At 70.2% G+C, this 26,046-nt stretch carries 21 protein-coding genes; 14 read left to right on the top strand and 7 right to left on the bottom strand.

The genetic code is table 11. The features are described 5' to 3' along the window. Nucleotides 1–48 precede the first annotated feature (48 nt). From ACFXK0_RS00990 to ACFXK0_RS00980, 3 genes are all read left to right on the top strand, one after another. The gene (locus ACFXK0_RS00990) at nucleotides 49–1,509 is read left to right on the top strand and encodes a serine/threonine-protein kinase (RefSeq protein WP_379407579.1); all 1,461 of its coding nucleotides are present in this window, start codon (nucleotides 49–51) and stop codon (nucleotides 1,507–1,509) included. Between the two features lie 123 nt (nucleotides 1,510–1,632). Continuing rightward, a complete protein-coding gene (locus ACFXK0_RS00985) occupies nucleotides 1,633–2,604 on the top strand; it encodes an aminoglycoside phosphotransferase family protein (RefSeq protein WP_379407578.1) in 972 nt (323 codons plus the stop codon). Between the two features lie 269 nt (nucleotides 2,605–2,873). Then, nucleotides 2,874–4,475: a protein kinase gene (locus tag ACFXK0_RS00980; RefSeq protein ID WP_379407577.1), complete on the top strand. Its 1,602-nt coding sequence runs from the start codon at nucleotides 2,874–2,876 to the stop codon at nucleotides 4,473–4,475. Between the two features lie 103 nt (nucleotides 4,476–4,578). Here ACFXK0_RS00980 and ACFXK0_RS00975 read toward each other — a convergent pair whose 3' ends face one another. After that, complete coding sequence (locus ACFXK0_RS00975; protein ID WP_379408051.1) at nucleotides 4,579–5,433, bottom strand: LysR family transcriptional regulator; 855 nt, start codon at nucleotides 5,431–5,433, stop codon at nucleotides 4,579–4,581. Nucleotides 5,434–5,568: 135 nt separating this feature from the next. Between ACFXK0_RS00975 and ACFXK0_RS00970 the strand changes: the two genes are divergently transcribed. Further along, nucleotides 5,569–6,843: an NAD(P)/FAD-dependent oxidoreductase gene (locus ACFXK0_RS00970; RefSeq protein WP_379407576.1), complete on the top strand. Its 1,275-nt coding sequence runs from the start codon at nucleotides 5,569–5,571 to the stop codon at nucleotides 6,841–6,843. Nucleotides 6,844–6,888: 45 nt separating this feature from the next. On the opposite strand, the gene ACFXK0_RS00965 is transcribed toward ACFXK0_RS00970, so the two are convergent. Continuing rightward, nucleotides 6,889–7,101, bottom strand: a complete 213-nt coding sequence (locus ACFXK0_RS00965) for a hypothetical protein (RefSeq protein WP_379407575.1) — start codon at nucleotides 7,099–7,101, stop codon at nucleotides 6,889–6,891. Between the two features lie 290 nt (nucleotides 7,102–7,391). On the opposite strand from ACFXK0_RS00965, the gene ACFXK0_RS00960 reads away from it, so the two are divergent. The 3 genes from ACFXK0_RS00960 (at nucleotide 7,392) to ACFXK0_RS00950 (ending at nucleotide 15,732) form a co-directional block, all read left to right on the top strand. Next, nucleotides 7,392–8,216 carry a GNAT family N-acetyltransferase gene (locus tag ACFXK0_RS00960; RefSeq protein ID WP_379407574.1) on the top strand — a complete coding sequence of 275 codons (825 nt, stop codon included), beginning with the start codon at nucleotides 7,392–7,394 and terminating at the stop codon, nucleotides 8,214–8,216. Between the two features lie 5 nt (nucleotides 8,217–8,221). Beyond that, on the top strand, nucleotides 8,222–9,181 hold the full coding sequence (locus ACFXK0_RS00955; RefSeq protein ID WP_379407573.1) for a lysophospholipid acyltransferase family protein: 960 nt from the start codon (nucleotides 8,222–8,224) through the stop codon (nucleotides 9,179–9,181). Between the two features lie 440 nt (nucleotides 9,182–9,621). Beyond that, a complete protein-coding gene (locus ACFXK0_RS00950; RefSeq protein ID WP_379407572.1) occupies nucleotides 9,622–15,732 on the top strand; it encodes an amino acid adenylation domain-containing protein in 6,111 nt (2,036 codons plus the stop codon). Between the two features lie 39 nt (nucleotides 15,733–15,771). On the opposite strand, the gene ACFXK0_RS00945 is transcribed toward ACFXK0_RS00950, so the two are convergent. Then, on the bottom strand, nucleotides 15,772–16,623 hold the full coding sequence (locus ACFXK0_RS00945) for a 3-hydroxybutyryl-CoA dehydrogenase (protein ID WP_379407571.1): 852 nt from the start codon (nucleotides 16,621–16,623) through the stop codon (nucleotides 15,772–15,774). A gap of 118 nt (nucleotides 16,624–16,741) precedes the next feature. Here ACFXK0_RS00945 and ACFXK0_RS00940 point away from each other — a divergent pair, with 118 nt between their 5' ends. Together ACFXK0_RS00940 and ACFXK0_RS00935 are read left to right on the top strand one after the other, a co-directional pair. Next, nucleotides 16,742–17,659, top strand: a complete 918-nt coding sequence (locus tag ACFXK0_RS00940) for an alpha/beta fold hydrolase (RefSeq protein WP_379407570.1) — start codon at nucleotides 16,742–16,744, stop codon at nucleotides 17,657–17,659. Nucleotides 17,660–17,759: 100 nt separating this feature from the next. Next, entirely contained in the window at nucleotides 17,760–18,632 is an 873-nt protein-coding gene (locus ACFXK0_RS00935) for an LGFP repeat-containing protein (protein WP_379407569.1), read from the top strand. 7 nt (nucleotides 18,633–18,639) lie between these two features. On the opposite strand, the gene ACFXK0_RS00930 is transcribed toward ACFXK0_RS00935, so the two are convergent. Continuing rightward, nucleotides 18,640–19,185, bottom strand: coding sequence for a hypothetical protein (locus ACFXK0_RS00930; RefSeq protein WP_379407568.1), 546 nt, complete (start codon nucleotides 19,183–19,185; stop codon nucleotides 18,640–18,642). 127 nt (nucleotides 19,186–19,312) lie between these two features. Between ACFXK0_RS00930 and ACFXK0_RS00925 the strand changes: the two genes are divergently transcribed. After that, nucleotides 19,313–19,870 (top strand): TetR/AcrR family transcriptional regulator, encoded by a 558-nt coding sequence (locus tag ACFXK0_RS00925; RefSeq protein WP_379407567.1) that lies wholly within the window; start codon nucleotides 19,313–19,315, stop codon nucleotides 19,868–19,870. A 108-nt stretch (nucleotides 19,871–19,978) separates the two neighbouring features. Next, nucleotides 19,979–20,989 carry a helix-turn-helix domain-containing protein gene (locus tag ACFXK0_RS00920; RefSeq protein WP_379407566.1) on the top strand — a complete coding sequence of 337 codons (1,011 nt, stop codon included), beginning with the start codon at nucleotides 19,979–19,981 and terminating at the stop codon, nucleotides 20,987–20,989. A 78-nt stretch (nucleotides 20,990–21,067) separates the two neighbouring features. On the opposite strand, the gene ACFXK0_RS00915 is transcribed toward ACFXK0_RS00920, so the two are convergent. Beyond that, entirely contained in the window at nucleotides 21,068–21,739 is a 672-nt protein-coding gene (locus ACFXK0_RS00915; protein ID WP_379407565.1) for a TetR/AcrR family transcriptional regulator, read from the bottom strand. A gap of 106 nt (nucleotides 21,740–21,845) precedes the next feature. Here ACFXK0_RS00915 and ACFXK0_RS00910 point away from each other — a divergent pair, with 106 nt between their 5' ends. From ACFXK0_RS00910 to ACFXK0_RS00900, 3 genes are all read left to right on the top strand, one after another. Beyond that, nucleotides 21,846–22,508: a hypothetical protein gene (locus tag ACFXK0_RS00910; protein ID WP_379407564.1), complete on the top strand. Its 663-nt coding sequence runs from the start codon at nucleotides 21,846–21,848 to the stop codon at nucleotides 22,506–22,508. Next, entirely contained in the window at nucleotides 22,505–23,308 is an 804-nt protein-coding gene (locus ACFXK0_RS00905; protein ID WP_379407563.1) for an SDR family oxidoreductase, read from the top strand. Before ACFXK0_RS00910 ends, ACFXK0_RS00905 begins: the two co-directional genes overlap by 4 nt. Nucleotides 23,309–23,526: 218 nt before the next feature. Further along, entirely contained in the window at nucleotides 23,527–24,420 is an 894-nt protein-coding gene (locus tag ACFXK0_RS00900; RefSeq protein ID WP_379407561.1) for a LysR family transcriptional regulator, read from the top strand. Nucleotides 24,421–24,441: 21 nt separating this feature from the next. Here the strand turns inward: ACFXK0_RS00900 and ACFXK0_RS00895 are convergent, their stop codons facing one another. Together ACFXK0_RS00895 and ACFXK0_RS00890 are read right to left on the bottom strand one after the other, a co-directional pair. Then, nucleotides 24,442–25,218, bottom strand: a complete 777-nt coding sequence (locus ACFXK0_RS00895) for an oxidoreductase (RefSeq protein WP_379407560.1) — start codon at nucleotides 25,216–25,218, stop codon at nucleotides 24,442–24,444. Between the two features lie 266 nt (nucleotides 25,219–25,484). Beyond that, nucleotides 25,485–26,045, bottom strand: a complete 561-nt coding sequence (locus ACFXK0_RS00890) for a hypothetical protein (protein ID WP_379407559.1) — start codon at nucleotides 26,043–26,045, stop codon at nucleotides 25,485–25,487. Nucleotide 26,046 lies beyond the last annotated feature (1 nt).

Raw genomic sequence — 26,046 nt, 5'->3', positions numbered from 1 at the left:
GGGGGCGGGTAATGTGACCGACTGCGATTCGGACAGCGAGGAGTGGTTGTGCTGGAGGTGGGGGCCGGTTTCGCCGGGTATCAGGTGGAAGGGGTGCTGGGGCAAGGCGGGATGGGGACGGTCTATCTGGCCAAGCATCCTCGGCTGCCGCGCAGCGTGGCGCTGAAACTGCTCAATCGTGAGTTCTCGGCCGATCAGGAGTTGCAGCGCCGGTTCGAGCGCGAGGCCGATGTCGTTGCGCAGCTGGAGCATCCGGGCATCGTCGGGGTGTTCGATCGTGGCAGCGACGACGGCTATCTGTGGATCGCGATGCAGTTCATCCGCGGTACCGATGCCGCGGTGTGGGATTCGCGCGCGTATCAGCCCGCGGTCACCGCGAGATTGATCGGTGAGACGGCCTCGGCCCTGGACTTCGCCAACCAGCGCGGCGTCCTGCACCGTGACGTCAAGCCGGGCAATATCCTGATCGCCGATCCCGATCGTGGCCTCGAACAGCGCGCGGTGCTCACCGATTTCGGCATCGCGCGGGTCGCGACCGCCAACACCCAGCTCACCGCGACGGGCACTTTCACCGCGACCCTCGCCTATGCCTCTCCCGAACAGCTCTCCGGGGAGATCGTCGACCACTACAGCGACCAGTACTCCCTCGCCTGCACCCTGTTCGCGATGTACGCCGGGCACCCGCCCTTCACCGCGACCAATCCCGGCCAGGTGGTGGCCGGTCATCTGTCCCAACCGGTGCCACGGCTGACCTCGGTGCGATCCGATCTGCCCGTCGCGCTCGACGGCGTCCTCGCGCGGGCGATGGCGAAGCGGCGCGACGAACGATTCGCCAGTTCGACGGAATTCGCCGAGGCCGTCCAGGGCGCGCTCGAGGGCAGGCACGTGTCGGCGCCGACCGTGCGGCAGCCGTGGTCGGCACAGGCGGCGCCGGTTGCACCGCAGGCACTGGTGCCACCGCAGGCGCCGATGTACCGTCCCGCAGCGCCCGAGCCCGGGTGGCCGCAGCCGGGATCGGCTGTCCCGGTGGCCGATCCGCGGCTCGCTCCCGCCGCGTTCGCTCAGCCGTGGCAGCCGCCGCGGGCACCGTCGAAGGTGACAGCGACAATCGCCGGCATCGGCGCGCTGGTGGTCGGTCTGGTGCTGCTGAGCGTGGCGCTGTTCGCCACCTATCTGACCCTCCAGGCCGATCGCGACGGGCTCAGTACCGAGGGCAACGCCCTCGGCATCGCGCTCATATATGGTGCGGGCGCTTTCGGATTCGGCGCCGGACTGCTGATGCTGCGGGGCACGCGAGCCGGCCGGATAATGACCTTCGTCATCATGATCCCCGGCGAGCTGTACGCGCTGATGGCCATCGCCGCCGCGCTCATCGAGCAGATCTACCTCGGTGCTGTCGCGATGGTGGTGGTGTCGGTGCTCGGCGGACTGGTCATCGGCTGCGCGGCCGCACCGTCGACCGGCCGCTGGATACGGCACCGCAGGTCGGCGACCGCCGTCACGGGGTGATCAGGGCCGGCAGTTCCCTGGCCGGTCCAGTGGTCACGGGGGATTCTCGCGCCGGGTCGTTCGCCTGTCGAATGGGTTTGCGGGATGGTTGACGGGGTCCGGTGGGGTCGGCAGGGTGGGGGGATGTCGTTGGGGCGCTTTCCGGTGGTGTTGCCCGCTGAGGTCGAGGACACCGTGCGGACGGTGTTCGGCGTGGCGGGGGAGCGGTGGATCGAGGAGCTGCCCGAGGTGGTGGCCGGCTTGGCGCGACGGTGGGGGTTGCGGGAATTCTCGGCGCCGTTCGCGGGTGGGACACACGCCTATGTCGCGGCGGCGTGGCGGGCTGACGGAACGGCGGCGGTGCTGAAGGTGCCGATGGTCGACGAGGAGAACCTCGCCGAGGCCACGGCGCTGCACGCCTACGACGGTGACGGCGCCGTGCGGTTGCTCGACTTCGATCGCGCGAGCGGGGCGCTGCTGCTGGAGTGGGCGCGGCCGGGGACCGAATTGCTGACCCAGCCAGGGTTTCCGAGCCTGGAGGGCCATCCGGAGAACGCCGAGAAGGTGGCGCTCGCGTGCGCGCTCTACCGGCGGCTGCGCCGACCGGCGACCACTGTGCCCGAGGGCTATCCGCCGCTGCCCGCCGCCACCGATCTCGTCACAGGACTGCGCAAACGGCTCGACGACACGAATCCTCAGCTGGCCGAGCTGATCTCGGCTCCGCTGCGTGAGCTGGTGGAACACTGGTGCACCGAGCTGGCCACCCCGGACGGTCCCCTGCTGATCGTCAACCGCGACACCCATCTCGGCAATATCCTTGCCGCCGAACGCGAACCATGGCTGCTGATCGACCCGAAACCCTGCCTCGGCGAGGCCGCCTTCGACGCCGGCTTCCTGGTGATGATCCAGGTCCAGTCCACCCCCACCCGCGACCACGCCACGACCGTCACCGCCGCGACCGCCACCGCACTCGCCGTCGACCCCACCCGCGCCCGCGCCTGGGCCCTGCTCCGCACCGTCGAGGAGATCGCCTGGGCGATCGAAGACGACGACCCAGCCATGCTCGCCCTGCACACCGCCGTCGCCTACGCCCTCGCCGACCTGCCCTTCGCCTGACCGACCGGACCCGCGCCCTGCCTCGGTGGCGTCACGCGGGCGACTTCCGTTGCGCCGTGCGTTCGATCTGTGAGTCGAGAGCCGATTCCGTACCCCGCTGGTGGTCCGTTGCCACCGACGAACTGATCGTCGAGAGCTGGTGCCGCCGCATCGCCGGTGGCGGCACCGGGTCCGGGCCGACGGGTTCGAGCTCGTCGAGAAGGGGTTCGTCTGAGCGTGGTGCGGCGGGTAACGTCGGCCTGTGAACCGGGGGACGGAAGGAATTGATCGTGCTGGAATCGGGGGCGAGTTTCGCCGGGTATCGACTGGAACGGGTGCTCGGCCAGGGCGGTATGGGGACGGTGTATCTCGCCGGGCATCCCCGGTTGCCGCGCAGTGTGGCGTTGAAGCTGCTCAATCGCGAGTTCTCCGGTGATCCGGAGCTGCAGCGGCGCTTCGAGCAGGAGGCCGATGTCGTTGCGCAGCTGGACCATCCGGGCATCGTCGGCGTGTTCGACCGGGGTAGTGACGACGGCTATCTGTGGATCGCTATGCAGTTCATCCGTGGCACCGACGCCGCCACCTGGGATTCGCGGGGGCACGAGCCCGGTGTCACCGCGCGGTTGATCGGGGAGACCGCCACCGCGCTCGACTACGCCAACCAGCACGGCATCCTGCATCGTGATGTGAAGCCCGGCAACATCCTGATCGCCGACGCCGACCGGGGTCTGGAGCAGCGCGCGGTCCTCACCGATTTCGGCATCGCCCGCGTGACCACCGCGACGACCCAGCTCACCGCGACCGGTACCTTCACCGCCACCATCGCCTACGCCTCGCCCGAACAACTCTCCGGGGAGGTGGTCGACCACCGCAGCGATCAGTATTCGCTGGCCTGCACCCTGTTCGCGATGTACGCGGGCCACCCGCCCTACGCTTCGACCAATCCCGGCCAGGCGGTGATGGGTCACCTCTCCCAGCCGGTACCGCGCCTCACCACGACCAGGCCGGACCTGCCACCCGCCCTCGACTCGGTGATCGCGCGCGCGATGGCCAAACGCCGCGACGAACGTTTCACCAGCGCAACAGAATTCACCGACGCTGTCCGGGATGCCTTGGAAGGCAGGCATATCGCCGCGCCGACGGTGCTGCAATCCTGGACCGATCCCGCTCAGCCGCGACCCGATTCGGGCGAGCATGTCCAGCATCGGCCGGGTGATCCCGCGCAGCAGCGGTACGGTGCCGGTGAGTCCGCCCCGCGCGCACACGGTTCCGGTGAATACGGGCAGCCGCCGCAGTGGCCCGGTGCGGGGAACCCGGCCCAGCAGCGGTACGGCTCCGTTCCCCCCGGCCGACAGTGGTACGGCTCCGGCGAACAACCGCAACCCCAGCGGTGGGGATACGGTGCGCCGGTGGCAGATCCACGACGGGCCGGGAATCCTTGGCAGCAGGCACCGCTGGGACCCGAACCGTCCAAGGGTGGCGCGATCTTCACCGGCGTCGTGACTTTGCTGATCAGCCTGGGGATCCTGGTCTTCCTGATCTACGGCATCACCGAAACAATCAAGGAGAGTGCCAGAGGCGAGGACCTGACCGGGTCGCTGGTCGCGATCGCGGTCCTCATCGTGGTGGTGGCCTTCACCGGCGGCGGTGGCGTTCTGCTGCTGTGCGCACGCACCGCGGGCCGGGTCATGTCGATCATCACCGCCCTCCTCATCGGCGGCATCGCCCTCATCGCGGTCCTGGCCGCGACGGCTGAGCAGGCCTACATCGGCACCGTGATCGGGGCCGCGGTGTTCGTCCTGGCCGCCGCGCTGGTCGCCGGTGCGGGATCCTCGTCGACCGGTCGCTGGATCCGCTACCGAAAAGCCTTGCGCGACAGTCGCTGGCGATAGCCGCGGGCGTGCGCACCTATCGCGCCGGCGAGGGAGGCGCACATCGCGGGCCTGGCCGGTGCCGAGCCGGCGAGTCCGCGCACGCCAGGGCGGCCCACCGGCCTCACCGCCGCCGCAACGCGTCCAGCAGCGTATTCACGATCGTGTTCTGCCGCGCCTCCTCACGCAGTACCGCCGAGACCGGGATGCGGAGCCGGTGGTCGGTGAGGTCGAGGGTGAGCAGGCCCTTGGTGGGGCCCTCGTAGAGGATCGTCCAGGACTCGGGCCGGTTGAGCAGCTCCATGGTGGCGGTGTGGTCCGGGGGGATCGGCGGGCCGAAGGTGGGGCCGGTGGGCAGGTCGGCGAAGGCCGTACGGATGAGCGTGTGCAGCAGCACCTGCTCCTGTTCGGGGGGTAACAGCAGCGGGTAGGGGGCCAGGTCGGCGAGGGTGACCGCGCCGCGTTCGGCCAGCGGATGACTGCTGGAGATGGCGATCACCAGGTCCTCCACCCACAGCTGTTCGACCGCCAGGCCGGGCTGTTCCACGCTGCCGCGGATCAGCGCCAGGTCGCAGTCACCGTCGGCGACGGCATTGATCCGCTGCCGGAACGGTTTGATGACGTACTCGATCTCGGCGTCGGGATGGGCGGCGCGGGCGGCGGCGATCGCCGAGAGCGCGGGCGCGGCGAAGGACATGTTCGCGGCCAGGCGCACGCGCGGTCCGGTGGTGCGCACGGCGGCGCGGATGGCCGACTCCAGACTCAGCATCTGCTTGGCCAGTGGCAGCAGCCGCATCGTCGCGTCGGTGGGGACGACGGCGCGGGTGGTGCGCTCGAACAACTGGGCGCCTAGATCACGTTCCAGTCTCGCGATCTGGTGGCTGATCGCGGACTGGGAGATGAAGCACCGGTTGGCCGCGCGGCTGAAACTGAGCTCCTCGCACACCGCGACGAAGTACGCCAATTGGCGGAGTTCCACGAGGTTACCTCCCATTGATGAGTGATACAGATAAGAGTCATCTTTATTATGCGCCCAGGCACCGGAAACATCTTCGTTCCGCATCGCGTTTACTCATAGGAAAGGATTCATTACCCGATCTTGGAGCGCGTGATCATGGAACACACTGATGTCGTCATCGTCGGCTCGGGCTTCGGTGGCCTGGCCGCGGCCAAGCAGCTGGCAAAGTCACGAATCGACTACGTCCTGATCTCGAGCACGCCCGAGCACCTGTTCCAGCCGCTGCTCTACCAGGTGGCGACCGGTGTGCTCGCCGCCGACGAGATCGCCCCGCCGATCAAGAACGTACTGCGCCGCTACCCCGGCGCCGACGTCCGGCTCGGCAAGGTCACCGGGATCGACGCCGACGCCGCGGTCCTCACCTACGAGACCGCCGAGGGCACCCGGCAGATCCGCTACGGTTCGCTGATCGCCGCGACCGGCGCCAGCCAGAGCTACTTCGGCCGCGACGACTTCGCCGACAAGACCTTCTCGCTCAAGACCATCGACGACGCCGAACGGCTACGCGCCCAGATCGCCCGGGTCTTCGCCGAGGCCGAGAACGTCGACGAGGTGACCCGGCGCAAACTGCTCAGCTTCGTGGTCGTCGGCGCGGGCGCGACCGGTGTCGAGGTCGCGGGCCAGATCAAGGAACTCGCCAAGCGGCACTTCCACCAGGCGGTGTCGGTGACCCTGGTCGAGGGCGCGGGCGAGGTGCTGCCCCCGTTCGGCGGCGGGCTCTCGGAGTACGCGAAGAAGTCGCTGACCGGCAGCGGTGTCGAGGTGCTGCTGGGCACCTTCGTCACCGATATCGAGGAAGGCAAGGTGACCGTCCGCGACAAGGAGGGCATCGAGCGCGGCATCGCGGCCGAGACCGTGGTGTGGTCGGCGGGCGTGCAGGTCGGCGGGTTCGCGGCGCTGCTGGCCGAGGCCACCGGTGCCGAGACCGACCGCGCCGGCCGGCTGCTGATCAACCCCGACCTGACCGTCGGCGGCCACGCCGACATCTACGCCATCGGCGACATGACCTCGCTCAACGGCTACCCCGGTCAGTCGCCGGTGGCCATGCAGGAGGGTCGCCACGCCGCCGACATCATCCGGCGCAAGAAGGACGCGGGCACCCCCTTCGTCTACTGGGACAAGGGCAGCATGGCGGTGATCAGCCGGTTCAGCGCGGTGGTCAAGCTCAACGACCGCGTCAGCTTCCGCGGCACCATCGCCTGGGGTATGTGGCTGGCCGTGCACCTGCTCTACCTGGTCGGCTTCCGCAACCGGTTCGCGGCCGTCGCCTCGTGGCTGGTCGCCTTCCTCGGCACCGGCAGGCCCGGTTTCGTTGACATGCGCAAGGAGGCCGCCGCGCAGGAGCCCGAATCCTTGCCCCGCGCAGCATGATCCGGTAACGAAAACGGCCCGCCTCTCGGCGGGCCGTCGCGGTGTCTACATCCCGCACTCGTCCGGGGACGCGTAGCTCCCGATGCAGAACAGGTCGAGGAAGTCGAGCAGCAGCTTGGACGACCCCATATTGATGTCGGAAGACATCGAGTCCGAGCCCGAGTTGGCCACGGCGACTCCGGTGGGTGTGGCGGTGGCGGGGCCTGCGACGGCGCCGAGCGCGGCGACCGCGCAGACGATGACGGCGAACTTCCTCATGGGGGTACCTCTCGATCCTCGGGCACGTGCTGCCCTGGCGCGGCGACGATGCCGCACTCGGAGAACCTAGTCCGGCACCCGCGCGCGCGGAGCCGATCGCCTGCCCGGAATTCCTGGGTCACCGGAACCTCGCCTCGTGGTGCTGTTCGACGGTAAGACCGCAGGTCGGCGAACGTTTCGCGGCGGTTCGGTGAACGGTCGGTGTGACCGAGGTCTCGTTCACCGAACCGGCATCGCCGCGACACTTCGCGGTCAGCCCGATGCCGATTCGGGCTGGCTTCATCAGCGGTATGACCGTTACGTCAGTACTGTCGTCGCCCGTTCGTTCGACGGGCACAGGGGTGGAAAAGTCTCAGTACGCACTGGTGGTGGCGTCCGACGCCGAGCACCGGGAGGCCGCGCAGCGTCTGCGCTATCAGGTGTTCGCCAACGAGCCGGGCTTCGTCATCCCCGACGACGGCACCGGCCGCGACGCGGACCGTTTCGACGAACACTGCGATCACCTGCTGGTGCGTGACGAACTCACCCAGCAGTTCGTCGGCTGCTACCGCATGCTGCCGCCGGACAAGGTCGCCGCGGCGGGCGGGTACTACACCGCCACCGAATTCGACCTGACCCAACTCGATCCCGCCGGGCACCGCATCGTCGAGATGGGCCGGGCCTGCGTGGTGCCCGATCACCGCAACGGCTCGGTGCTCACCCTGATGTGGGCGGGCATCCTGCACTACATCCAGCTCACCGGCTACGACTGGGTGATGGGGTGCGTCTCGGTGCCGATGCGCGACACCCCGCAGGACCCGGCCGGAGTCAATGTGCGCGGCGTGCGCGACCTGCTGCTCGGCCGCCACGCCAGCGATCCCGAGCGTCGCGTGCACCCGCACCGGCCGGTCGTGGTCGACGGGCTGTCCCTCGACGAACTGCCCGCCCCGAGCCGCCCGAAGCTGCCGCCGCTGTTACGCGGCTACCTGCGCCTGGGCGCCGAGATCTGCGGCGAACCGGCCCACGACCCCGATTTCGCGGTCGCCGACTTCGTCGCCCTGCTCGGTATGGAAACCATCAACACCCGGTACCTGGAGCGGCTGCAGAGCGCGGCCGCCAATCTCGACGGGAAGTAACCGCCATGGTGTTCGACGCGCCGCCCGCCACCGCCTCGCATTCGTGGATGCCGTCGAGCCCCTGTGGGCCCGGCTGCATCGAGCCGATCGATGAAGTCGGCACCGCCCGGACCCTCGCCCGGCTGGCCGGGGTCGTCGGGCTGGTCCTGAGCTTTCCCGTGCTGACCGTGGCGACCCCGAAGTCGCGCCGCGAGCACCTGCAGCGCCGTTACGCCCGTGCCGCGCTGAGCTGTCTGGGGATGCGGTTGCGCGTGGTCGACAACCGGCACACACCCGCCGAGGGCGCGTCGACGGCCGGTTTCGGTGACGCGGGCACCCCGGTGCTGGTGGTGGCCGGGCACATCGGCTGGGCCGATGTGGTCGCCCTGGCCGCGGTGCAGCCGGTCGGTTTCGTCGCCAGGGCCGACATGGTCGACTGGCCGGTGCTGGGCAAGCTGGCCAGGCTCACCCGGGTGATCCCGATCGAGCGGGCGCGGCTGCGGGAACTGCCCGGGGTGGTCGAGCAGGTCGCCGGGCGGCTGCGCGAGGGGAACCGGATCGCGGTCTTCCCGGAGGGCACCACCTGGTGCGGCCGCGCCTACGGCTCGCTGCGCCCGGCCATGTTCCAGGCCGCGATCGACACCGGGACCCCGGTCCAGCCGGTGCGGCTGCGCTACCTCGACGAACACGGAACACCGTGCACCGTCCCGGGTTTCGTCGGTACCGACACCTTCGGTGATTCGGCCAAGCGGGTGCTGCGCAGCAAGGGCATGGTGGTGGAGATCGTGCTCGAGCCGCAGGAGTGGCCGGGGACCGATCGGCGGGAGCTGGCGCGGCGTTGCGAGGCGGCGGTGCGGGGCGCCGATCGGTCGCGGCACGGTCTGCGCGACACCGAATGGATCGAGTCCGGCCGCACGCGCGTGCAGGACCCGTCGAAGGGGGAGCAGGCTCCGGTTCGCCGACCGGTCTTGGCTACCCGCCGGTAACCAGTTATGTTCGTTTTGTACATGCCGGGGGTCGCGGTCGCGACCCCCGGCATGTCGCGTAGGTGACCCACCTTTCGCTGCGGATGTGCTGGTCGGCGACCGTCGCTGCCGGCTCGGCGAAATGTGAAACATTCGCGTTCACCGGGTCGGTGTGTGGTGTGCGAATCCCCTGCGTATGGCGTATTCAACAAACTGGGCAGTCGGCTATACCCACAGAGGGGTAGCTTCAAACCCTCGGATTTCCGCTGGGGCGGGGATTGATGTCATATTTGCTGTACCGTCACGCGGGAATTTCTCGATACCGGGGTAGTCGAGAGTCCAGGCGGCGTTCGAGCGGTGCGATCGCGGCAGCGATCCGAGGTGAAGGGGAGCGACTACCCGTGACCGAGCAAGTTTCTGGCGTACGTCCCCCGGCCGGCCGGCGTGCGCGCCGATCGCCGGTGTCCACCCTGCCCCGATTGCTGATGGCCGCGGTGGAGCGGGCACCCGACGCACCCGCGCTGCGCGCCGACGGCCACGACCTCACCTACACCGAACTCGACCAGCGCTCATCGCAATTGGCCCGGCTGCTGCTCGCCCGCGGTGTCGGCCCCGGCGACCGGGTGGTGCTGGCGCTGACCCGCTCGGCCGAGGCGATCATCGCGGTGTGGGCGGTCGCCAAGACCGGCGCCGCGTTCGTCCCGGTGGACCCGCGCTACCCCGCCGAGCGCATCGCGCACATGCTCGCCGACTCCGGCGCCGGTTTCGGCGTGGCCACCGCCGCCGACGCGGCCCGCCTGGACGCCGGATTGCGCTGGCTGGCACTGGATTCGGCCGAGTGCGCCGCCGAACTCGCCACGCTGTCGGACGCGCCGGTGGTCGCGGGTGACCGCACCCGCAGGCTCTACCCCGACGACATCGCCTACCTCATCTACACCTCCGGCTCGACCGGCGTCCCCAAGGGCGTCGCCGTCACCCACACCGGCCTGGCCGGGCTGTGCGCCGAACAGATCCGCCGCTTCGGCATCACCGGCGCCGCCCGCACCCTGCACTTCGCCTCGCCCAGCTTCGACGCCAGCATTCTCGAACTGCTGCTGGCCGTCGGCGCTAGCTCGACCATGGTCGTCGTCGCACCCGACATCTACGGCGGCGACGAACTGGCCGAGCTGCTGCGCGCCGAACGGGTGACCCACGCCTTCATCACCCCCGCCGCCCTGGCCGGCGTCGACGGATCGGCGCTGCCGGACCTGGCCGCGATCGTCGTCGGCGGCGAGGCCTGCCCGCCCGATCTGATCGCCCGCTGGTCGACCGGCCGCCGCTTCTACAACCTCTACGGCCCCACCGAGACCACCGTCGCGGCCTCGATCAGCGACCCGCTGACCCCCGGTGACCTGATCACCATCGGCGGCCCGATCCCCGGCATGTCCGCGCTGGTCCTCGACGCCCGGCTGCGCCCGGTGCCCGACCGGGTGCCCGGCGAGCTGTATTTGTCCGGTCCCGGCCTGGCGCGTGGCTATCACGCGCGCGCCGGGCTCACCGCCGCGCGTTTCGTCGCCGACCCGGTCACCGGCGGACGGCTCTACCGCACCGGTGACCTGGTGAAATGGGAGAACGCCGCCGACGGCGCCCGCGCGCTGGCCTTCCTCGGCCGCACCGACGCGCAGGTCAAACTGCGTGGCTTCCGCATCGAACTCGGCGAGATCGACGCGGTCCTGGCCGCCGACGACACCGTGCGCTCGGCGACCACCCTGATCCGCACCCTGCCCAGTGGCGCCGACGCGCTGGTCGCCTACGTGGTGCCCGCGCCGGGCGCGACCGCCGACCCGGCGGCGCTGACCCGCCGCGCCGAGCAGCGCCTGCCGCAACACGCCGTGCCCGCCGCGATCGTGGTCATCGAGCGGTTGCCGCTGACCCCGGTCGGCAAACTCGACCAGCGTGCGCTGCCCGCACCCGAACTCGCCGCGCGCGCGTTCGCGGCGCCGCGCACCGGCACCGAGGAATCCGTCGCCACGGTGTTCGCCGAGCTGCTCGGCGCGGCGGAGATCGGCCGCGACGACGACTTCTTCGCCCTCGGCGGCAACTCCCTGCTCGCCACCCGGCTGGCCGGGCGCCTCGGCGCGCTCACCGATGTCCGGGTGCCCGCCCGCGCTGTCTTCGAACACGGCACGGTGGCGCGACTGGCGGCCGCGCTCGACGAGCTCGCCGGCGCCGCCTCGGCACGGATTCCGCTGACCCGCCGCGCGCGCGGCCCGCTGGTTCCGCTCTCGCTCGCCCAGCAGCGCATGTGGTTCATGGCGCGCCTGGACCCCGCCTCCAGCGCCTACAACATCCCCGTCGCCCTTCGCCTGTCCGGCCCGCTCGACGCCGCCGCGCTGACCGCGGCCCTCGACGACGTCCTCGACCGGCACGAAGTGCTGCGCACGGTCTACCCCGAGATCGACGGCGTGGGTCAGCAGCGGGTACTGCCCGTCGCCGAGGCCGGTCTCGACGTGTCGGTCACGCCGATCCGCGAGCCGGACCTGCGTACCGAACTGGCCCGGCTGACCGTCGGCGGATTCGACGTGTGCACGCGAGTTCCGGTGCGCGCGGCCCTGTTCCAGCTCGCCCCCACCGAGCACGTGCTCGCGGTCGTCGTGCATCACATCGCCACCGACGGCTTCTCCCTCGGCCCGCTCACCCGCGACCTGATGACCGCCTACATCGCGCGCACCAGCGGCACCGCCCCGGACTGGGTGCCCCTGCCGGTGCAGTACGCCGACTACACGCTGTGGCAGCAGGACGTGCTCGGTGCGGCCGAGGACTCCACGTCGCTGCTGGCCCAGCAGCTCGCCTTCTGGCGCGACGAACTCGCCGGTGCCCCGGCCCTGCTGGAGCTGCCGACCGATCGGCCGCGTCCGCCGGTGGCGGGCAGCCGGGGCGCGGCGCACCACTTCGTGCTCGACGCGGCCTTGCATCGCGGCCTGGAAACCCTTGCGCGCGAACACAACGCGTCGCTGTTCATGGTGGTGCGGGCGGCGCTGTCGGTGCTGCTGGCCCGGCTCGCCGGCACCGACGACGTCACCGTGGGCGCCCCGGTCGCCGGGCGCGGTGAGCCCGAACTCGACGACCTCGTCGGCATGTTCGTCAACACCGTCGTGCTGCGCACCCGCATCGACCCCGCCGAACCGTTCACCGCCCTGCTCGACCGGGTCCGCGACACCGACCTGGCCGCCTTCGCGCACGCGGACGTGCCGTTCGAACGCCTTGTCGCCGAACTGGATCCGCCGCGTTCGCAGGCCCATCACCCGCTGTATCAGGTGGCGCTGTCGTTCCAGAACTTCGGCGGCGCCCGGCTGGAACTGCCCGATCTGGTCGTCGCCGCGGTCGAGCTGGGTGACGAGGTCGCCCCGACCGACCTGCAGCTCACCGTCGTCCCGGTGACCGACGCCGACGGCCCCGCCGGGCTGCGCTGCTCCTGGCGCTACGCCACCGACCTGTTCGACGAGCCGACCATGGCCACCCTCGGCCTGCGCCTGGCCGGCCTGCTCGCCGCGGCCGTCGCCGCACCGGGGCAGCCCGTCGGCGACCTGCCCCTGCGCACCGAGTCCGAGCGTGTCGAACCGGCAGGCGAGGTGCGCCTGGTGCCGGATTCGACTGTGCTGGACGAATTCCGGGTGCAGTCGCTGCGCCATCCGGACGCGCCGGCGGTCACTTTCGCCGAGACCACCCTGACCTTCGCGCAGCTGGCCGACCGGGTCAACCGGCTGGCCCGGCTGCTCGTCGCCACCGGCGTCGGCCCCGGCGGCACTGTCGGGGTGGCGATCCGGCCCTCGATCGAGCTGGTCGTCGCCATGTACGCGGTATTCGCCGCCGGTGGCGCGTACGTACCGATCGATCCGGATTCCCCGGCCGAACGGCGCGCCGACATTCTGTCCGTCGCCTCGCCTGCCTGCGTGCTGACCACCGTCGCCGATACCGTCGAGGTCGCTGACCTGCCGGTGATCTCGGTCGATCTGGTCGCGAATTCCGGTGCGCTGTCGGCCTTCTCGCCGGCCTGGCTCACCGACGCCGACCGGCTGCGGCCGCTGCGCCCCCTCGACCTGGCGTACGTGATCTTCACCTCCGGCTCGACCGGCAAACCCAAGGGCGTCGGGGTGCCGCACGCGGCGCTGGTCAACCAGGCCGCGTTCATGGTGGGGGAGTACGCCGTCGGTGCCGCCGATGTTGTGCTGCAGTCGATTCCGTTCACCTTCGACGCCTCGATGATCGGTTTCGCCACCCCGCTGCGCGCGGGGGCCCACATGATCGTGGCCGCCGCGCACGGCCTCACCGACCCGGCCTACCTGGCCGGGCTCGTCGCCCGGCATCGCGTCACCGGCACCACCATCGTGCCGTCGGTGCTGCAGATGCTCCTGGAGGCCGCACCGGTGGACGCGCTGCGGTCGATCCGCGCGGTGTGGGTCGGTGGCGAGGCGCTGCCGAACGCGACCGTCCGCCGGTTCACCACCGCCACCGCGGGTCGCCTGCACAACCTGTACGGCCCGACCGAGGCCACCGTGTCGATCACCGCCGCCGACGTCACCGAGGTGGGCGACGGCATCGTCCCGATCGGTCACCCGCACTGGAACTCTCGCGCCTACGTCCTCGACGCGCGGCTGCAACCGGTGCCGGTCGGCACGCCCGGCGAGCTGTATCTGGCGGGCACCCAGCTGGCACGCGGCTATCTCGGCAACCCGGACAAGACCACCGAGCGGTTCGTCGCCGACCCGTACGGGCCCGCCGGCGGGCGCATGTACCGCACCGGCGACCTGGTGCGCAGGCTCGGCACCGGTGCGCTGACCTACCTGGGCCGCACCGATGTGCAGCTCAAACTGCACGGCCTGCGCATCGAGCCCGGCGAGATCGAGGCCGCGCTGCGCACGCATCCGGCGGTCGCCGGCGCGGCGGTCGCGGTGCGGCACGAGCAGCTCGTCGGGTATGTCACGCCGAGCGCGAACCAGGTCGTCGACGTGGCCGACGTGCTGGTCGCGGTACGAAACCTGCTGCCCCCGTACATGATTCCGCATCGGCTGCTGGTGCTCGACGAGTTCCCGCTCGGCGCCACCGGCAAGCTCGACCGCAAGGCGCTGCCCACCCCCACTCAGGAGGTCCGCGCCTACACCGCCCCGGCCACCCCCGACGAGGAGGTCGTGGCCGAGGTGTTCGCGCGCATCCTCGAACTGGACCGGGTCGGCCGCGACGACGACTTCTTCGTGCTCGGCGGCACCTCGCTCTCGGCCATCCGGGTGCGCGCCGCGCTCGCCGACCGGCTCGGCACCGAGGTGCCGTTGCGTCTGCTGTTCAGCTATCCGCTGGTCAGCGATCTGGCGCTGGCCGTGCGCGACGAGTCCTCGGCCTCGGCGACCGGGCCCGATCCCGCGGCCGACCTCGTCCTCGATCCCTCGATCGAGCTCACCGGTTGTGCCCCAGGGCATCTCGGCGAGCCCGCGACGATCCTGCTCACCGGCGCGACCGGCTTCCTGGGCAGCTTCCTGCTGCGTGAACTGCTTGCCCGCACCGGTGCGACCATCCACTGCCTGGTCCGGGCGAGCGACGACGCGAGCGCGGTCGACCGGGTCGTCACCACGGCCGCGAAATACGGCATCGATCTCACCGGGTCCCGCCACCGCCTCGTCGGTGTCCCCGGCGATCTGGCCCGTCCCGGCCTCGGCATCGACCCCGCGCGTTTCGCCGAGCTGGCCGCCGGGATCGACGCGATCTATCACAATGGCGCGCTGGTCAACCATCTCGAACCGTACGGCCGGATGCGCGCGGCCAATGTCGGCGGCACCACCGAGGTACTGCGGCTGGCGACCACCACCCGCGTCAAGCCGATCCATTACGTCTCGACGCTGTCGGTACTGGCCGGCATCCCGCAGGACAGCGGCATCCCCGGCGGATTGCCGGGCTACGCCATGACCAAATGGGTCGCCGAACAGCTCGTCCACGCCGCGATCGAGCGCGGCATCCCGATCGCGGTCTATCGCCCCGGCCTGATCACCGGCGACTCCCGCACCGGCGCGGCCCCGGCCGAGGACGCGTGGTGGACCATGCTGCGCGCCATGCTCGTGCTCGGCGTCGCGGTCGACGTCCGCGCGATCGGCGTCGAGATGGCGCCGGTGGATCAGGTGGCGGCCGGCATCGTCGGCCAGTCCCTGCGCGGTGGCGCGATCGGCAACATCTACCGGGCCGCCGGCTCACAGGTGCCGTTGCAGCTGGTCTACGAGGAGATCCGGCGCCGCGACTACCGCTTCGAGTTCATCGACCCCTTCGAATTCGGCCTGGCCCTCACCACCGCCGCCGAACTCCCCGGCGCCGACCCGATCCTGGCCAGGGCGTCGGCCCTGAGCGGCAACTACGCCGCGGTCCTCGCCCAGGCGACCCCCGCGACGGTCCTCACCGCGGTCGAAGCGGATGCCGGCCCCCAGGAGATCTTCCGTGGCCTGCCGATCGAGTTCCCCGCCGTCGACGCCACCGTCATCAGCCGCTACTTCGATCACTACATCGACGTCGGCTTCTTCCCCACCCCCGGTGGTCACCTGACTCCGGCGTGATCCCCGTGGGAGCCGTCCGGCGGCTCCCACGGGCAGTGCTCACTTCGCGTAGTCGTAGAACCCGCGGCCGGACTTGCGGCCCAGGCGGCCCGCGTCGACCATCCGGCGCAACAGGGCCGGCGGGGCGTAGTGCGGCTCGGCGAACTCGGCGTAGAGCGACTCCGCGGCGGCCAGCGCGATATCGAGGCCGACGGTGTCGAGCAGGGTCAGCGGGCCCATCGGGTAGCCGCAGCCGCCCTTCATGGCCGCGTCGATGTCCTCGGCGGTGGCGTAGCCGGACTCCAGCATCCGGATCGCCGAACACAGGTAGGGGATGAGCAGGGCGTTGACGATGAAGCCCGAGCGGTCACCGGCCTGCACGGTCAGCTTGCCGAGGGTGTTCTTGGCGTAGTCGGTCACGGCCGCGGCCGCTTCCGGCGCGGTCACCAGGGTCGAGATGATCTCGACCAGCGGCATCACCGGAACCGGGTTGAAGAAGTGCACACCGACCACGCGCTCCGGGCGCTCGGTGGCGCCGGCCACCTTGATCACCGGGATCGACGAGGTGTTGGTGGCGAGGATGCCCTCGGGCTTGACGATCTTGTCGAGCTTGCCGAAGATCTCGTACTTCACCGCTTCGATCTCCGGCGCGGCCTCGATCACCAGGTCACGGTCGGCGAACTCCTCGATGTCGAGGGTGACGCGCACCCGCGCGAGCACCTCGTCGGCCTGCTCCTGGGTGATCTTGCCGCGGGTGACACCACGGCCGATCGAGCCGGCGATGCGCTGCTGCGCGGCCTCGGCGTACTCCGGCTTGGTCTCGAGCACCAGCACCTCGCTGCCCGCCTTCGCGCAGACTTCCGCGATTCCGGCACCCATGGTGCCGCCACCGATCACACCGATCAACTTCACTGCTGTCACTCCTACTATCGCGTAGCCCTGTAGATAACGAAATCATTTCATGGCCGGATCCGGCCGGCCGCACCCCGGCGGGCGATGAACTTCACACTGCCGAGCCGTCTACACCGATATGACCACTCATGTACTCGACACCGACGGCGCCGACCTCACCTACGACCTGCACGGCCCGCTGCCCACCGCGGACGGCCGCCCGCCGCTGATGCTGATCGGCCAGCCGATGGACGCGAGCGGATTCCGCGCGCTGGTGTCCTACTTCCCCGACCGCACCGTGATCACCTACGACCCGCGTGGACTCGGCCGCAGCGTCCGCAAGGACGGCCGCACCGACCACACCCCGGCCGCGCAGGTCACCGACATCCACGCGATCCTCACCGCGCTCGGCACCGGCCCGGTCGAGATGTTCGCCAGCAGCGGCGGCGCGATCACCGCGCTCGCGCTGGTGGCCACCCATCCCGGCGCCGTGACGACCCTGGTGGCGCACGAGCCGCCGCTGCTCACCGTGCTCCCCGACGCGGCCGCCGCCGACCGGGCGCGCACGGCCGTGTACGACGCCTACCAGGGCGGGGGCTTCGGCGCCGGGATGGCGGCGTTCATCGCGATGACCTCCTGGCAGGGCGAGTTCACCGACGAATTCTTTGCCCAGCCACCCGCCGATCCCGCCCTGTTCGGGTTGCCCACCGACGACGACGGCACCCGCGACGACCCGCTGCTCTCGGACGCGTCCTGGGCGGTCAGCGACTACCGTCCCGATGTCGCCGCGCTGACCGCCGCGCCGACGCGCATCGTCGTCGCCGTCGGCGAGGAGTCGCTCGGTCTGGAGACCGGTCGCACCGCGGAGTCGATGGCCGCGCTGCTCGGGCAGCAGGCGACGGTCTTCCCGAGTCATCACGGCGGATTCGTCGACGACGAGTTCGGCTACGCCGGTCAGCCCGAAGCGTTCGCGGCGCGGCTGCGCGCTGTCCTCGACGATGCCGCCCGGCCCGGCGCCGACGCGGGAAGCGAACGCCGACAGCACATTTCGAGCTGATAACGGCGTACCGAGTCGCGTAACGATTGCGCAGGTCCGGTAACCGTGTCCGCTCCCCGGCCGAACTGGCATGGACAAGATCCGAACAGGGGAGCGCGTCATGCAGATATTTCGTCACGGTGGACGTCGGGTAGGGGTGGGCGCGGGCATCGCCGCGCTGATCGCGGCGGGCGTGTTCCCGCTGTCGGTGGGGCCCGCGTCGGCCCAGTACGGGTGGCCGATGTGCTCGGTCACCACCTCGGCGCAGACCTTCGCGGCCGGGTCGGCCATCGACGACCGCTACAACAGTGACCCGGCCCTGCGGAATCTGCTCGGCGCCCCCGTCGGCCCTGAGCGCGAGAGCGAGGAGGGCGGGGTCTTCCTGCGCAACTACGCGGGCCCGCCGGAAGGACCGGGCATCCTGTACTCGCGCGCCGACACCGGCGTGCACGAGGTACACGGCCTGATCCAGTCGACCATGTGGAACGCGGGCGGGCACCGGGCGACCGGCGTCCCGATCACCGACGAATGCCCGACCGCCGAATTCGACGGCCGCTACAACCATTTCAGCCGCGGCGGCACCACCCCGGAGGCGTCGATCTACTGGCGTCCCGGTGAATCCGCGTACTGGGTGCACGGATACGGTCAGGGCGGCTACGGCATTCACCAGAAATGGGCCGATTCCGGTTGGGAGACAGGCCGTTACGGCTGGCCGACCACCAACACGATGAGCCTGGAGAACGGCTGGTACAACCACTTCACCGGCGACGACTGGCAGGGCGCCTCGATCTACTGGAGCCCACAGACCGGCCCGCACGGCGTCAACGGCCGCATCCGCGACCGCTGGGCCTCCCTCGGCTGGGAACGCTCCTACCTCGGCTACCCGACCACCGACGAATACGACATCCCCGGCGGCAAACGCAGCGACTTCACCGGCGGCTGCGTCACCTGGGATCGAGCCACCGGAACAGTCACCGACTCCGCCGCCTGCTGACCCGGCGCTACCGGCTGGCGCGGTGCAGCCGGATCGCCGAGACCAGGAAGAAGATCCCACCGAGCGTCGCGTAGCCGGCGAGGACGCCGAGTGACGGGTTCTCGCCACCGGCCTGCAGGAGGAATCCCGCACCGGCCGCTGTCGAGATCCCGCCGCTGAGGATCATCGCCCACTGCCCGCCGAGCCGGTAGCGCAGGATCGCGACGATCAGTTGCACGATGCCCGCGGTGATCGCCCAGAGTCCCCAGACCCACAGGACGTCGGGAATGCCTGCGGTGCAAGCAATTCCGATGCCGAGCGCGGCCAGAGTGCTCACCACCATGTTGAGGTAGAGGGGGCCGCGCGGGCCGGTCGGACCCGAGGTTCGCAGGTCGATCACGGCCGCGGCCACGTCGAACAGGGGGTAGAGCACCAGGAGTGCGGCGATGGCGAGGGTGGGTTGCGTCGGTGCTGTCAGCGCGACCAGGCCTGCCCAGACGACGGCGAATCCGAAGCGGGCGTAGTACAGGGTGCGCAGGTCGTCGGCGGGGCGGGTATCGAGGGAGGTGGACATCGGGTCATCCTTCGCGAGAGAGATAGAACGATCGGTCTCTTTGAGTGTGGGTCGCCGTCTCGGCGCTTGTCAAGACCGATCGTTCTGTCTGCTAGCCTCGAAGCAACGGAAATCGAGAGGACATCGGATGTCGGAAGCGCGAGACCGGCTGCTCGGCACGGCGATCGGCCTGTTCTACGCCGAAGGGCTCCACGCCGTCGGCATCGACCGCATCATCGCCACCGCCCAGGTCACCCGCGCGACCCTCTACCGCCATTTCCCGAGCAAAGACGACCTCGTCGTCGCCTACCTCACCCAGGTCGACGAGGCCATGCGCGCAAAAGTCGCCGCCGCGCGCACCGGCAACGCCTCCGCCGCGGACGCCCTGCGCGCCATCGCCCGATCGATCGCCGATGACCTCCAGAACGCCACTTTTCGCGGCTGTGCCTTCCTCAACGCGGCCGCCGAATACCCGGCCCCCGACCACCCCGTCCACCGAGCCGTCCTCGCCCACCGCCAGTGGTTCCTCGACACCATCACCGACATCCTCACCGACCTCCCCGCTGCCGACCCGACCCCCGCCGCCCGCCATTTCGTCATGCTCCGCGACGGCGCCATGGCCGCCGGCTGCCTGACCGACCCCACCCCGATCGCCGACACCTTCCTCCAGGGCATCGACGATCTCCTGGCCTCGTCGGCGCGATAGCTGTTCAGGGCACTGGCTCGTAGTGGATCGGGCCGGGTCGTCCGCTTATCCCGCTGGTCGGGCGTGGTGTCGGTGAGCGCGGTTCGGGTGCTGTCAAAATGATCTGTCATGGACAGTAGCGAGGTGATCGTAGGCGGGCCGGCGGTGTCGACCGACCATGTTCCCGCGAGCGAAGCCTTCGCAGTGTGGTCGGCGCTGATGAGCGAGTCGGTCGCGCCGTGTGCGGCCGACCGGATCGTCGACGAACCATTCCGGGCGGTGCTGACTCCATACATCACTGCGAAACCGATGACGATCACGATGATGGAAGCCACGACGAACGTGACTCGCCGCCGGCCCCATCACGTCGCCAGGTCCGGCGCCGACACCTTGATCGCCGGACTGATCCTGAACGGCAGCATCGATGTCAGCGCCGGTGGCCTCGACCTGCACGCACCCGCCGGGGCGATGTATCTCGGCGACGGCAGCCGGGCCCAGCGTTGCCACATGACCGACTTCAAGTGCCTGCTGATCAGCGTGCCCCGAGACCGGGTCATCGCCGCGTCGGGTGTGGACGAGAGCCGATTCCCGGCCGCGATCAAGATCGACTCGACCGGGCACGGGCGCCTCATCTCCACCTTTTTCCGGAACCTGATCACCCTGCCGGCGCAATCATTGCAGTCGGTGGCGTTGTTCGACGCCGGGATCGAACTGCTCGGCGCCGGTATCGCGCTGACCAGCCAACAGCGTCCAGCCGAACAAGCCACCCTCGCCCTCGAACGCGAGGCGGTGATCACGTTCCTGCACGAAAACCTCGCTGATCCACGGCTCGACGCCGAGGCCATCTCCCGCGCGTGTCAGCTGTCGCGGCGCAAGCTCTTCCGGTTGCTGTCCGACATCGATGGCGGCCCGATCGCGCTGCTACGCCGGCTGCGTATCGAGCGGGCCTGCGAATTGCTGATCGCCGCGCCGGAGCGGACCGTCGAATCGGTCGCCCGGGCCTGTGGATTCACGGGTACCCGAAACTTCTATCGGCTGTTCCGCGACCAGACCGGGTTCACCCCGGCCGAATACCGCGAGCACGCACTCCCACGACCCCTGGCATCGCCGGCACGGTCCGGTCGACACGTTCTCAGGTGAGCGCGTGCAACCAGCGCCGACAGCACCCGACCGGCCACGTTTCCGCCGGCTGCTGGGCCGATCGGGCGCCCGCAACGGTCATCTGGTTTCGTCGGCGCGGCTCGCGAGGCGGGCGCGGGCCAAGTCCGTGGCGCCGCGCTCGAGGGTCATCCACAGTGCGGTGATGTCGTCGACCACCCGGTCGCGGGTGACCGGGAGGTCTCCGCTCGCCCAGGACAGGATCGTCTGGGTCGTGCCGCCGATGACGAAGGCCGGTGCGGTGGCGGCCAGGGAGTCCTGTTCGAGCGACACGTCGTGGGTGGTGCGCGCGTGTGCGATGAGTGCGGCGGTGAGTCCGGCGATGACCGCGGTGCGCTTCTCGTGCGCCATCGGGGTGGTGGGTACGCCGCCCAGGAGTACGAGAGCTTTGCGTGGGTCGGCACCGAGTAGGTCGATGACCGCGCCGATGGCGCCGCGCGCCTGCTCCCGCACCGGCCGATCGAGCAGCGGCAGGTAACCGCCGGTGGCTACCTCGGTTACCTCGGCGGCGATGGTCTCGATCACGGCGTCGGCCAAGGCGTCGAGGCTGTCGAAGCTCTCGTAGAAATAGCGTTTGTTGAGTTTCGCCGCTTGGCACAGAGCCTGCACCGTCGCGGTGCGCCAGCGGTTCTCGGCCATTTCGGTGAGCGCGACGTCCACCAGTGCCGTGCGCCGGCGCAGGCTCCGCGTGTGGGCGGAATCCCCTGCGTACTTGCGTTCGGCGGTCGACACGCGATCATCCTGCCATTTTCCCGGTCGAGGCGTTGACAGGCCCCGCACACTCTGGCACAGTTCCGTACCAGAATAACTGGTACGTGAACGTGCCAGATTGGAGGCAATGATGAAGACTCGACCGCACAGCGGGATCTCGGCGCCGCGCGCGATGCTGGACGAACTGCGAGACCTGGCGGTGGCCCATCCGGTGTCGGCGCGGGCGCAGGCATGGGACTACCTCGCCGGTCTCGGCGCGCGCGACGACCGGGCCGCCTTGGCTGAGGTGTTCGCGGGTGGGACCGCACCCGAGGGGCCGGACGGGAAGATGGAGGGACAGATCGTCGGAAAGCTCTTCGGGATCCCCGAGGCGCGCCTGGCGAATCCGTTGATGCGTATCGACCCGACCTGGCGCGGCAAGACCTTCGATCTGGCGGGCGGGGTCGGCTGGAACCGGCTCTCGCCCATCGCCGCTCTGGTCATGCCGATCATCGGCGCGGGCTACCTCGGACTGCGCCGGGTCGGCGCGGAGATGGAGGGGTTCGACTTCGCGCACGCGCTCGCCCCCAGCTGGCTCGACGCGACCACGACCGTGCGTGCGCTGGACTATGCCGTGCCCGAGTATCGGAACCCGAGCGTCCGGACCTTTCCCATCGCGCGTACGCGTGACGAGATCGTGGAGGTCACCCCGGGCGTCAACCTCGGCCGGGCGCTGCTGCGCGGCGACGACGGCGGGATCCGGCCGATCGCCTATTTCGCGTTGCGTGAGCCGATCGGCAGCCCGCTGTGATCGAGCTGCGCGGTGCTCTGGTCTGCGTGACCGGCGGGGCAAGAGGCATCGGACGAGCGACCGCAGCAGAACTGATCGCCCGCGGCGCCCGGGTCTGGATAGGCGATCGCGACCTGCCCGCCGCCGAACGCACCGCCGCCGAGATCGGTGCGACCGCGTACCCGCTCGATGTCACCGACCAGAACAGTTTCCGGGCGTTCCTGACCGCGGCACCCGCCGACGGCCCGATCGACATGCTGGTCAACAATGCCGGTATCCAGCTCATGGGTGGTTTCGCCGACCAGGATCTGGGCGCGGTACAGCGCGAGCTCGCGGTGAACCTCGGTGCCGTCCTCACCGGCGTGCACCTGGTACTTCCCGGGATGCGTATCCGGCGCCACGGCCACATCGTCAATGTCGCCTCGATGGCGGGCAAGATCACCACCCCCGGCATCGCGACCTACTGCGCCTCGAAGTTCGGTGTGGTCGCCTTCTCCCGCGCGCTGCGGGCCGAACTCGCCGGATCAGGGGTGACCGTGACCACGGTCATGCCCGCCGCCACGCACACCGAACTGACCTCGGGTGTGCGGCTGCGCCTGCAGCCGACCCTGACACCGCGGCAAGTCGCCGTCGCCATCGCCGACAGCGCCCGGCACACCCGCGGCGAGGTGACCGTCCCACGCTGGCTCGCCCCGATGGGCCTGGCCGAGGAACTGATCCCCACGCCGGTCCTGTGGTGGCTCAAACGTTTCGTCGGTGGCGCCGAGTACGGCGGCTACGACCCCGCACGACGACAGGCCTACCTGGACCGGATCCGGTAGGTGCCGCCTACCGGATCCCACCTTTCGCGCCCGGTCACGCCCCGGACGGCGGATAACCGCCGACAGGGCCCGTGAGTGCCCGCGCACTGGGAACGGCGAGTGGTACCCGGTGTTCGGGCGGCCGCCGGCAGCAACGGAGTAAACGGGTGTTCGGGAGTGTTGTAGCGCTCGAAGTCCCGGTGCGCTCACCCGCGTGCCATCGCGAGCGGGGAGTGCCGATGAGTCTGCGACAGTACGAATACGCCCTGGCCGTCGCCGAGGAAGGGTCGGTGACGGCGGCGGCGGAACGGTTGCGGGTCGCGCAGCCGTCGGTCTCTCAGCAGATCCGGGCGATGGAACGCGAACTCGGGGCGCAGGTGTTCGCGCGCACGCCGGGCGGGTTGGTGCCGACCGTGGTCGGGCGGGCGTTCCTGCGTGAGGCGCAGGTCGCGGTGGATGCCGCCCGGCGGGCGCGGGCGGCCGCGCGGGCGGGGTCGGCGGAGCTGGTGGGGGAGATGCGGGTCGCGGTGCAGATGGGGCTGGGTGCCCGGCAACTGCCTGGGGCGTTGCGGGCGCTGCGGCGCCGTTTCCCGCGCCTGGAGGTCACCCTGGTCGAGGAGCCCGACCCCGCCGAACTCGAGCGGATGGGCCGGCGGGGCGTGCTCGACGTGGTCCTGGCCGCGGTCGCGTGTGCCGAGGGCAGCGCCGATGTCCACCGGCTCGGTGACGAACACTTCGTCGTCGTCCTCGGCGCCGGGCACCGCCTGCTCGCCGCGGACCGCGTCGAACTCCAGGCACTCGCCGACGAACCATGGGTGCGGTTCGACCGCGACAGCACGCTGGACTGTGTCGTGCGGGATGTCCTGCAGGACAACGCGATCAACCCGCCCACCGTCGCCCGGGTCTCCCAGACGGCGACGGCGGTGCGCTGGGCCGCGGACGGGCTCGGCGTCGCCCTCGTCCCCGCCTCGGCGGTGCCCCGCGACTACGAACACCTGGCCCGCCCGGTGTTCCCGATCGTCGCCCAGCCGGTGCTGGCGGCCGTGCGCCCCGGCGCGGGACCGGCGGAGGCCGCGCTGCTCGAGTTCCTGCGCCGGGAAACCTGGCAGCCGCCCGTGTCTCGCGCCTCCTGATCGGCGCCACCGCAAGGGAATTCAGCCGCGCGAGAATTCACCTCCGTCCACCACGAGACTGCTCCCGGTCACCCAGCTCGCCCGCTCCGACGCCAGATACAGCACGGCGGCGGCGATATCGTCGGGTTCGCCGACCCGCCCGAGCGGCGGCATCGCGGTCGCGGCGGCCGCCCCGTCCGCCGCGTTCATCCGCGACCACTCCTCGCGGGTCTGCGCCCCGCCCGGCGTCGCGACCCGGCCCGGAGTGACCGTATTGACCCGGACCCCGTCCGGCGCCAGCTCCGATGCCAGTCCGCGACTGTAGGTTTCGAGCGCGGCCTTGGCGGACACATAGTGCAGGAACGGCGCGAACGGCGTGAGCACCGCGGCCGAGGACATGTGCACGATCGCCCCGGAACCCTGCGCCCGCATCCCGGGCACCAGCAGGGCGTCCAGCCGTACCGAGGCCAGGAAGTTCAGGTCCAGCGCCTCCCGCCACACCTCGTCGGTGATCGCCGCCGACCCCGCGTACGGTTGCGCGCCGCCGGCATTGTGGACGACGATGTCGACCCTGCCGAACTCCGCCCGCGCCGCGGCGGCGATGGTCCGCGCGCCGTCGACTGTCCGCACATCGGCCTGCGTGAACACCGCCCCCGCCGGGGGAGCGTGCTCCGCCGACCGCGCCGTGGTCAGCACCTCGGCCCCGGCCGCCAGCAACCGGCGCACCACCGCCGCGCCGATTCCCCGCGTCCCGCCGGTGACGACGGCCCGCTTCCCGGCGAATTCCCGACTCGCCGAACCCATTTCGATCGTAGTCATGGCACGGTCCTTTCGATCGCTTCCTGCATGACTCTTGCCACGCTAGGTCCGGTCGAAAGGCGGAATCAAAGACGAAAATGCAGTACTGAACAGAGGAAATGCCTATATATCGTTTCCTCGGCACGACGAGCGGCCGCGTTCACCGACATCGGCGCCGCACCCCACAGCGCGAGCATCACCAGATACTGCCGGGTGGGTGAGCCCCAGCGACTCGGGCAGCGGCCGGTACACCGCGAGCACCGAGCGTCGCTGCGCGGAACGAACCGCTACAAGTAGCCTTCCCAGGTCCCGCGTGCGGGGCGACCGAGCTCGACCCATTCCTTGTGTCGAGCACCAGCACGATCGAAAATTTTCGTGAGTTCGTTGCCGGTGCGTCGTTGGTGAACGAAGCCCATCATGTACCGGGGGATCTGGAATCCGGACCTGAACGGCAAATCGACAGCAGAAGTGGCGTTCGTCCTCGGCGGCTCCGGAGGAAGCGCTACCCACCTCCCGTCGAGATTCCGGCGGAACGTCTCCCCGATGAAGTAGTAGAACCGCATGCCGAGCCGGCAATTCTCGGTACTGAACAGGTTCGAAGCGCCGAACCTTCGCACGATTTCCTGTTCGGCGATCATGAGCCCTTCCCGGGTGAACTCGTGACCGTCGAGCTCGGGAACATCGAACACGGTGAACTCGATCTGCATCGCCGCGTCATGCATCAGCAGCCAGCTCTGGAACCGCTCGTCACCCTGGATGGCCTCGAATTCGGGCGTATCGCGAATGTCGGACCCGGAACGCTCGCTCCGGTGCCGGTGTGCCCGCCCGGCGGGTGCCTCGGCCGACATA

Source organism: Nocardia sp. NPDC059177 (genome assembly GCF_042755165.1).
In the GTDB taxonomy this organism is placed as follows: domain Bacteria; phylum Actinomycetota; class Actinomycetes; order Mycobacteriales; family Mycobacteriaceae; genus Nocardia.
The sequence above is the reverse complement of the archived record's forward strand: the minus strand, read 5'-3'. Positions and strand labels throughout refer to the sequence as shown.

Coding starts and splice junctions, on each gene's coding strand:
- ACFXK0_RS00985 (WP_379407578.1), top strand. CDS start 1,633: ATGTCGTTGGGGCGCTTTCCGGTGGTGTTGCCCGCTGAGGTCGAGGAC.
- ACFXK0_RS00970 (WP_379407576.1), top strand. CDS start 5,569: ATGGAACACACTGATGTCGTCATCGTCGGCTCGGGCTTCGGTGGCCTG.
- ACFXK0_RS00965 (WP_379407575.1), bottom strand. CDS start 7,101: ATGAGGAAGTTCGCCGTCATCGTCTGCGCGGTCGCCGCGCTCGGCGCC.
- ACFXK0_RS00960 (WP_379407574.1), top strand. CDS start 7,392: ATGACCGTTACGTCAGTACTGTCGTCGCCCGTTCGTTCGACGGGCACA.
- ACFXK0_RS00955 (WP_379407573.1), top strand. CDS start 8,222: ATGGTGTTCGACGCGCCGCCCGCCACCGCCTCGCATTCGTGGATGCCG.
- ACFXK0_RS00940 (WP_379407570.1), top strand. CDS start 16,742: ATGACCACTCATGTACTCGACACCGACGGCGCCGACCTCACCTACGAC.
- ACFXK0_RS00935 (WP_379407569.1), top strand. CDS start 17,760: ATGCAGATATTTCGTCACGGTGGACGTCGGGTAGGGGTGGGCGCGGGC.
- ACFXK0_RS00930 (WP_379407568.1), bottom strand. CDS start 19,185: ATGTCCACCTCCCTCGATACCCGCCCCGCCGACGACCTGCGCACCCTG.
- ACFXK0_RS00925 (WP_379407567.1), top strand. CDS start 19,313: ATGTCGGAAGCGCGAGACCGGCTGCTCGGCACGGCGATCGGCCTGTTC.
- ACFXK0_RS00920 (WP_379407566.1), top strand. CDS start 19,979: ATGGACAGTAGCGAGGTGATCGTAGGCGGGCCGGCGGTGTCGACCGAC.
- ACFXK0_RS00910 (WP_379407564.1), top strand. CDS start 21,846: ATGATGAAGACTCGACCGCACAGCGGGATCTCGGCGCCGCGCGCGATG.
- ACFXK0_RS00900 (WP_379407561.1), top strand. CDS start 23,527: ATGAGTCTGCGACAGTACGAATACGCCCTGGCCGTCGCCGAGGAAGGG.
- ACFXK0_RS00895 (WP_379407560.1), bottom strand. CDS start 25,218: ATGACTACGATCGAAATGGGTTCGGCGAGTCGGGAATTCGCCGGGAAG.
- ACFXK0_RS00890 (WP_379407559.1), bottom strand. CDS start 26,045: ATGTCGGCCGAGGCACCCGCCGGGCGGGCACACCGGCACCGGAGCGAG.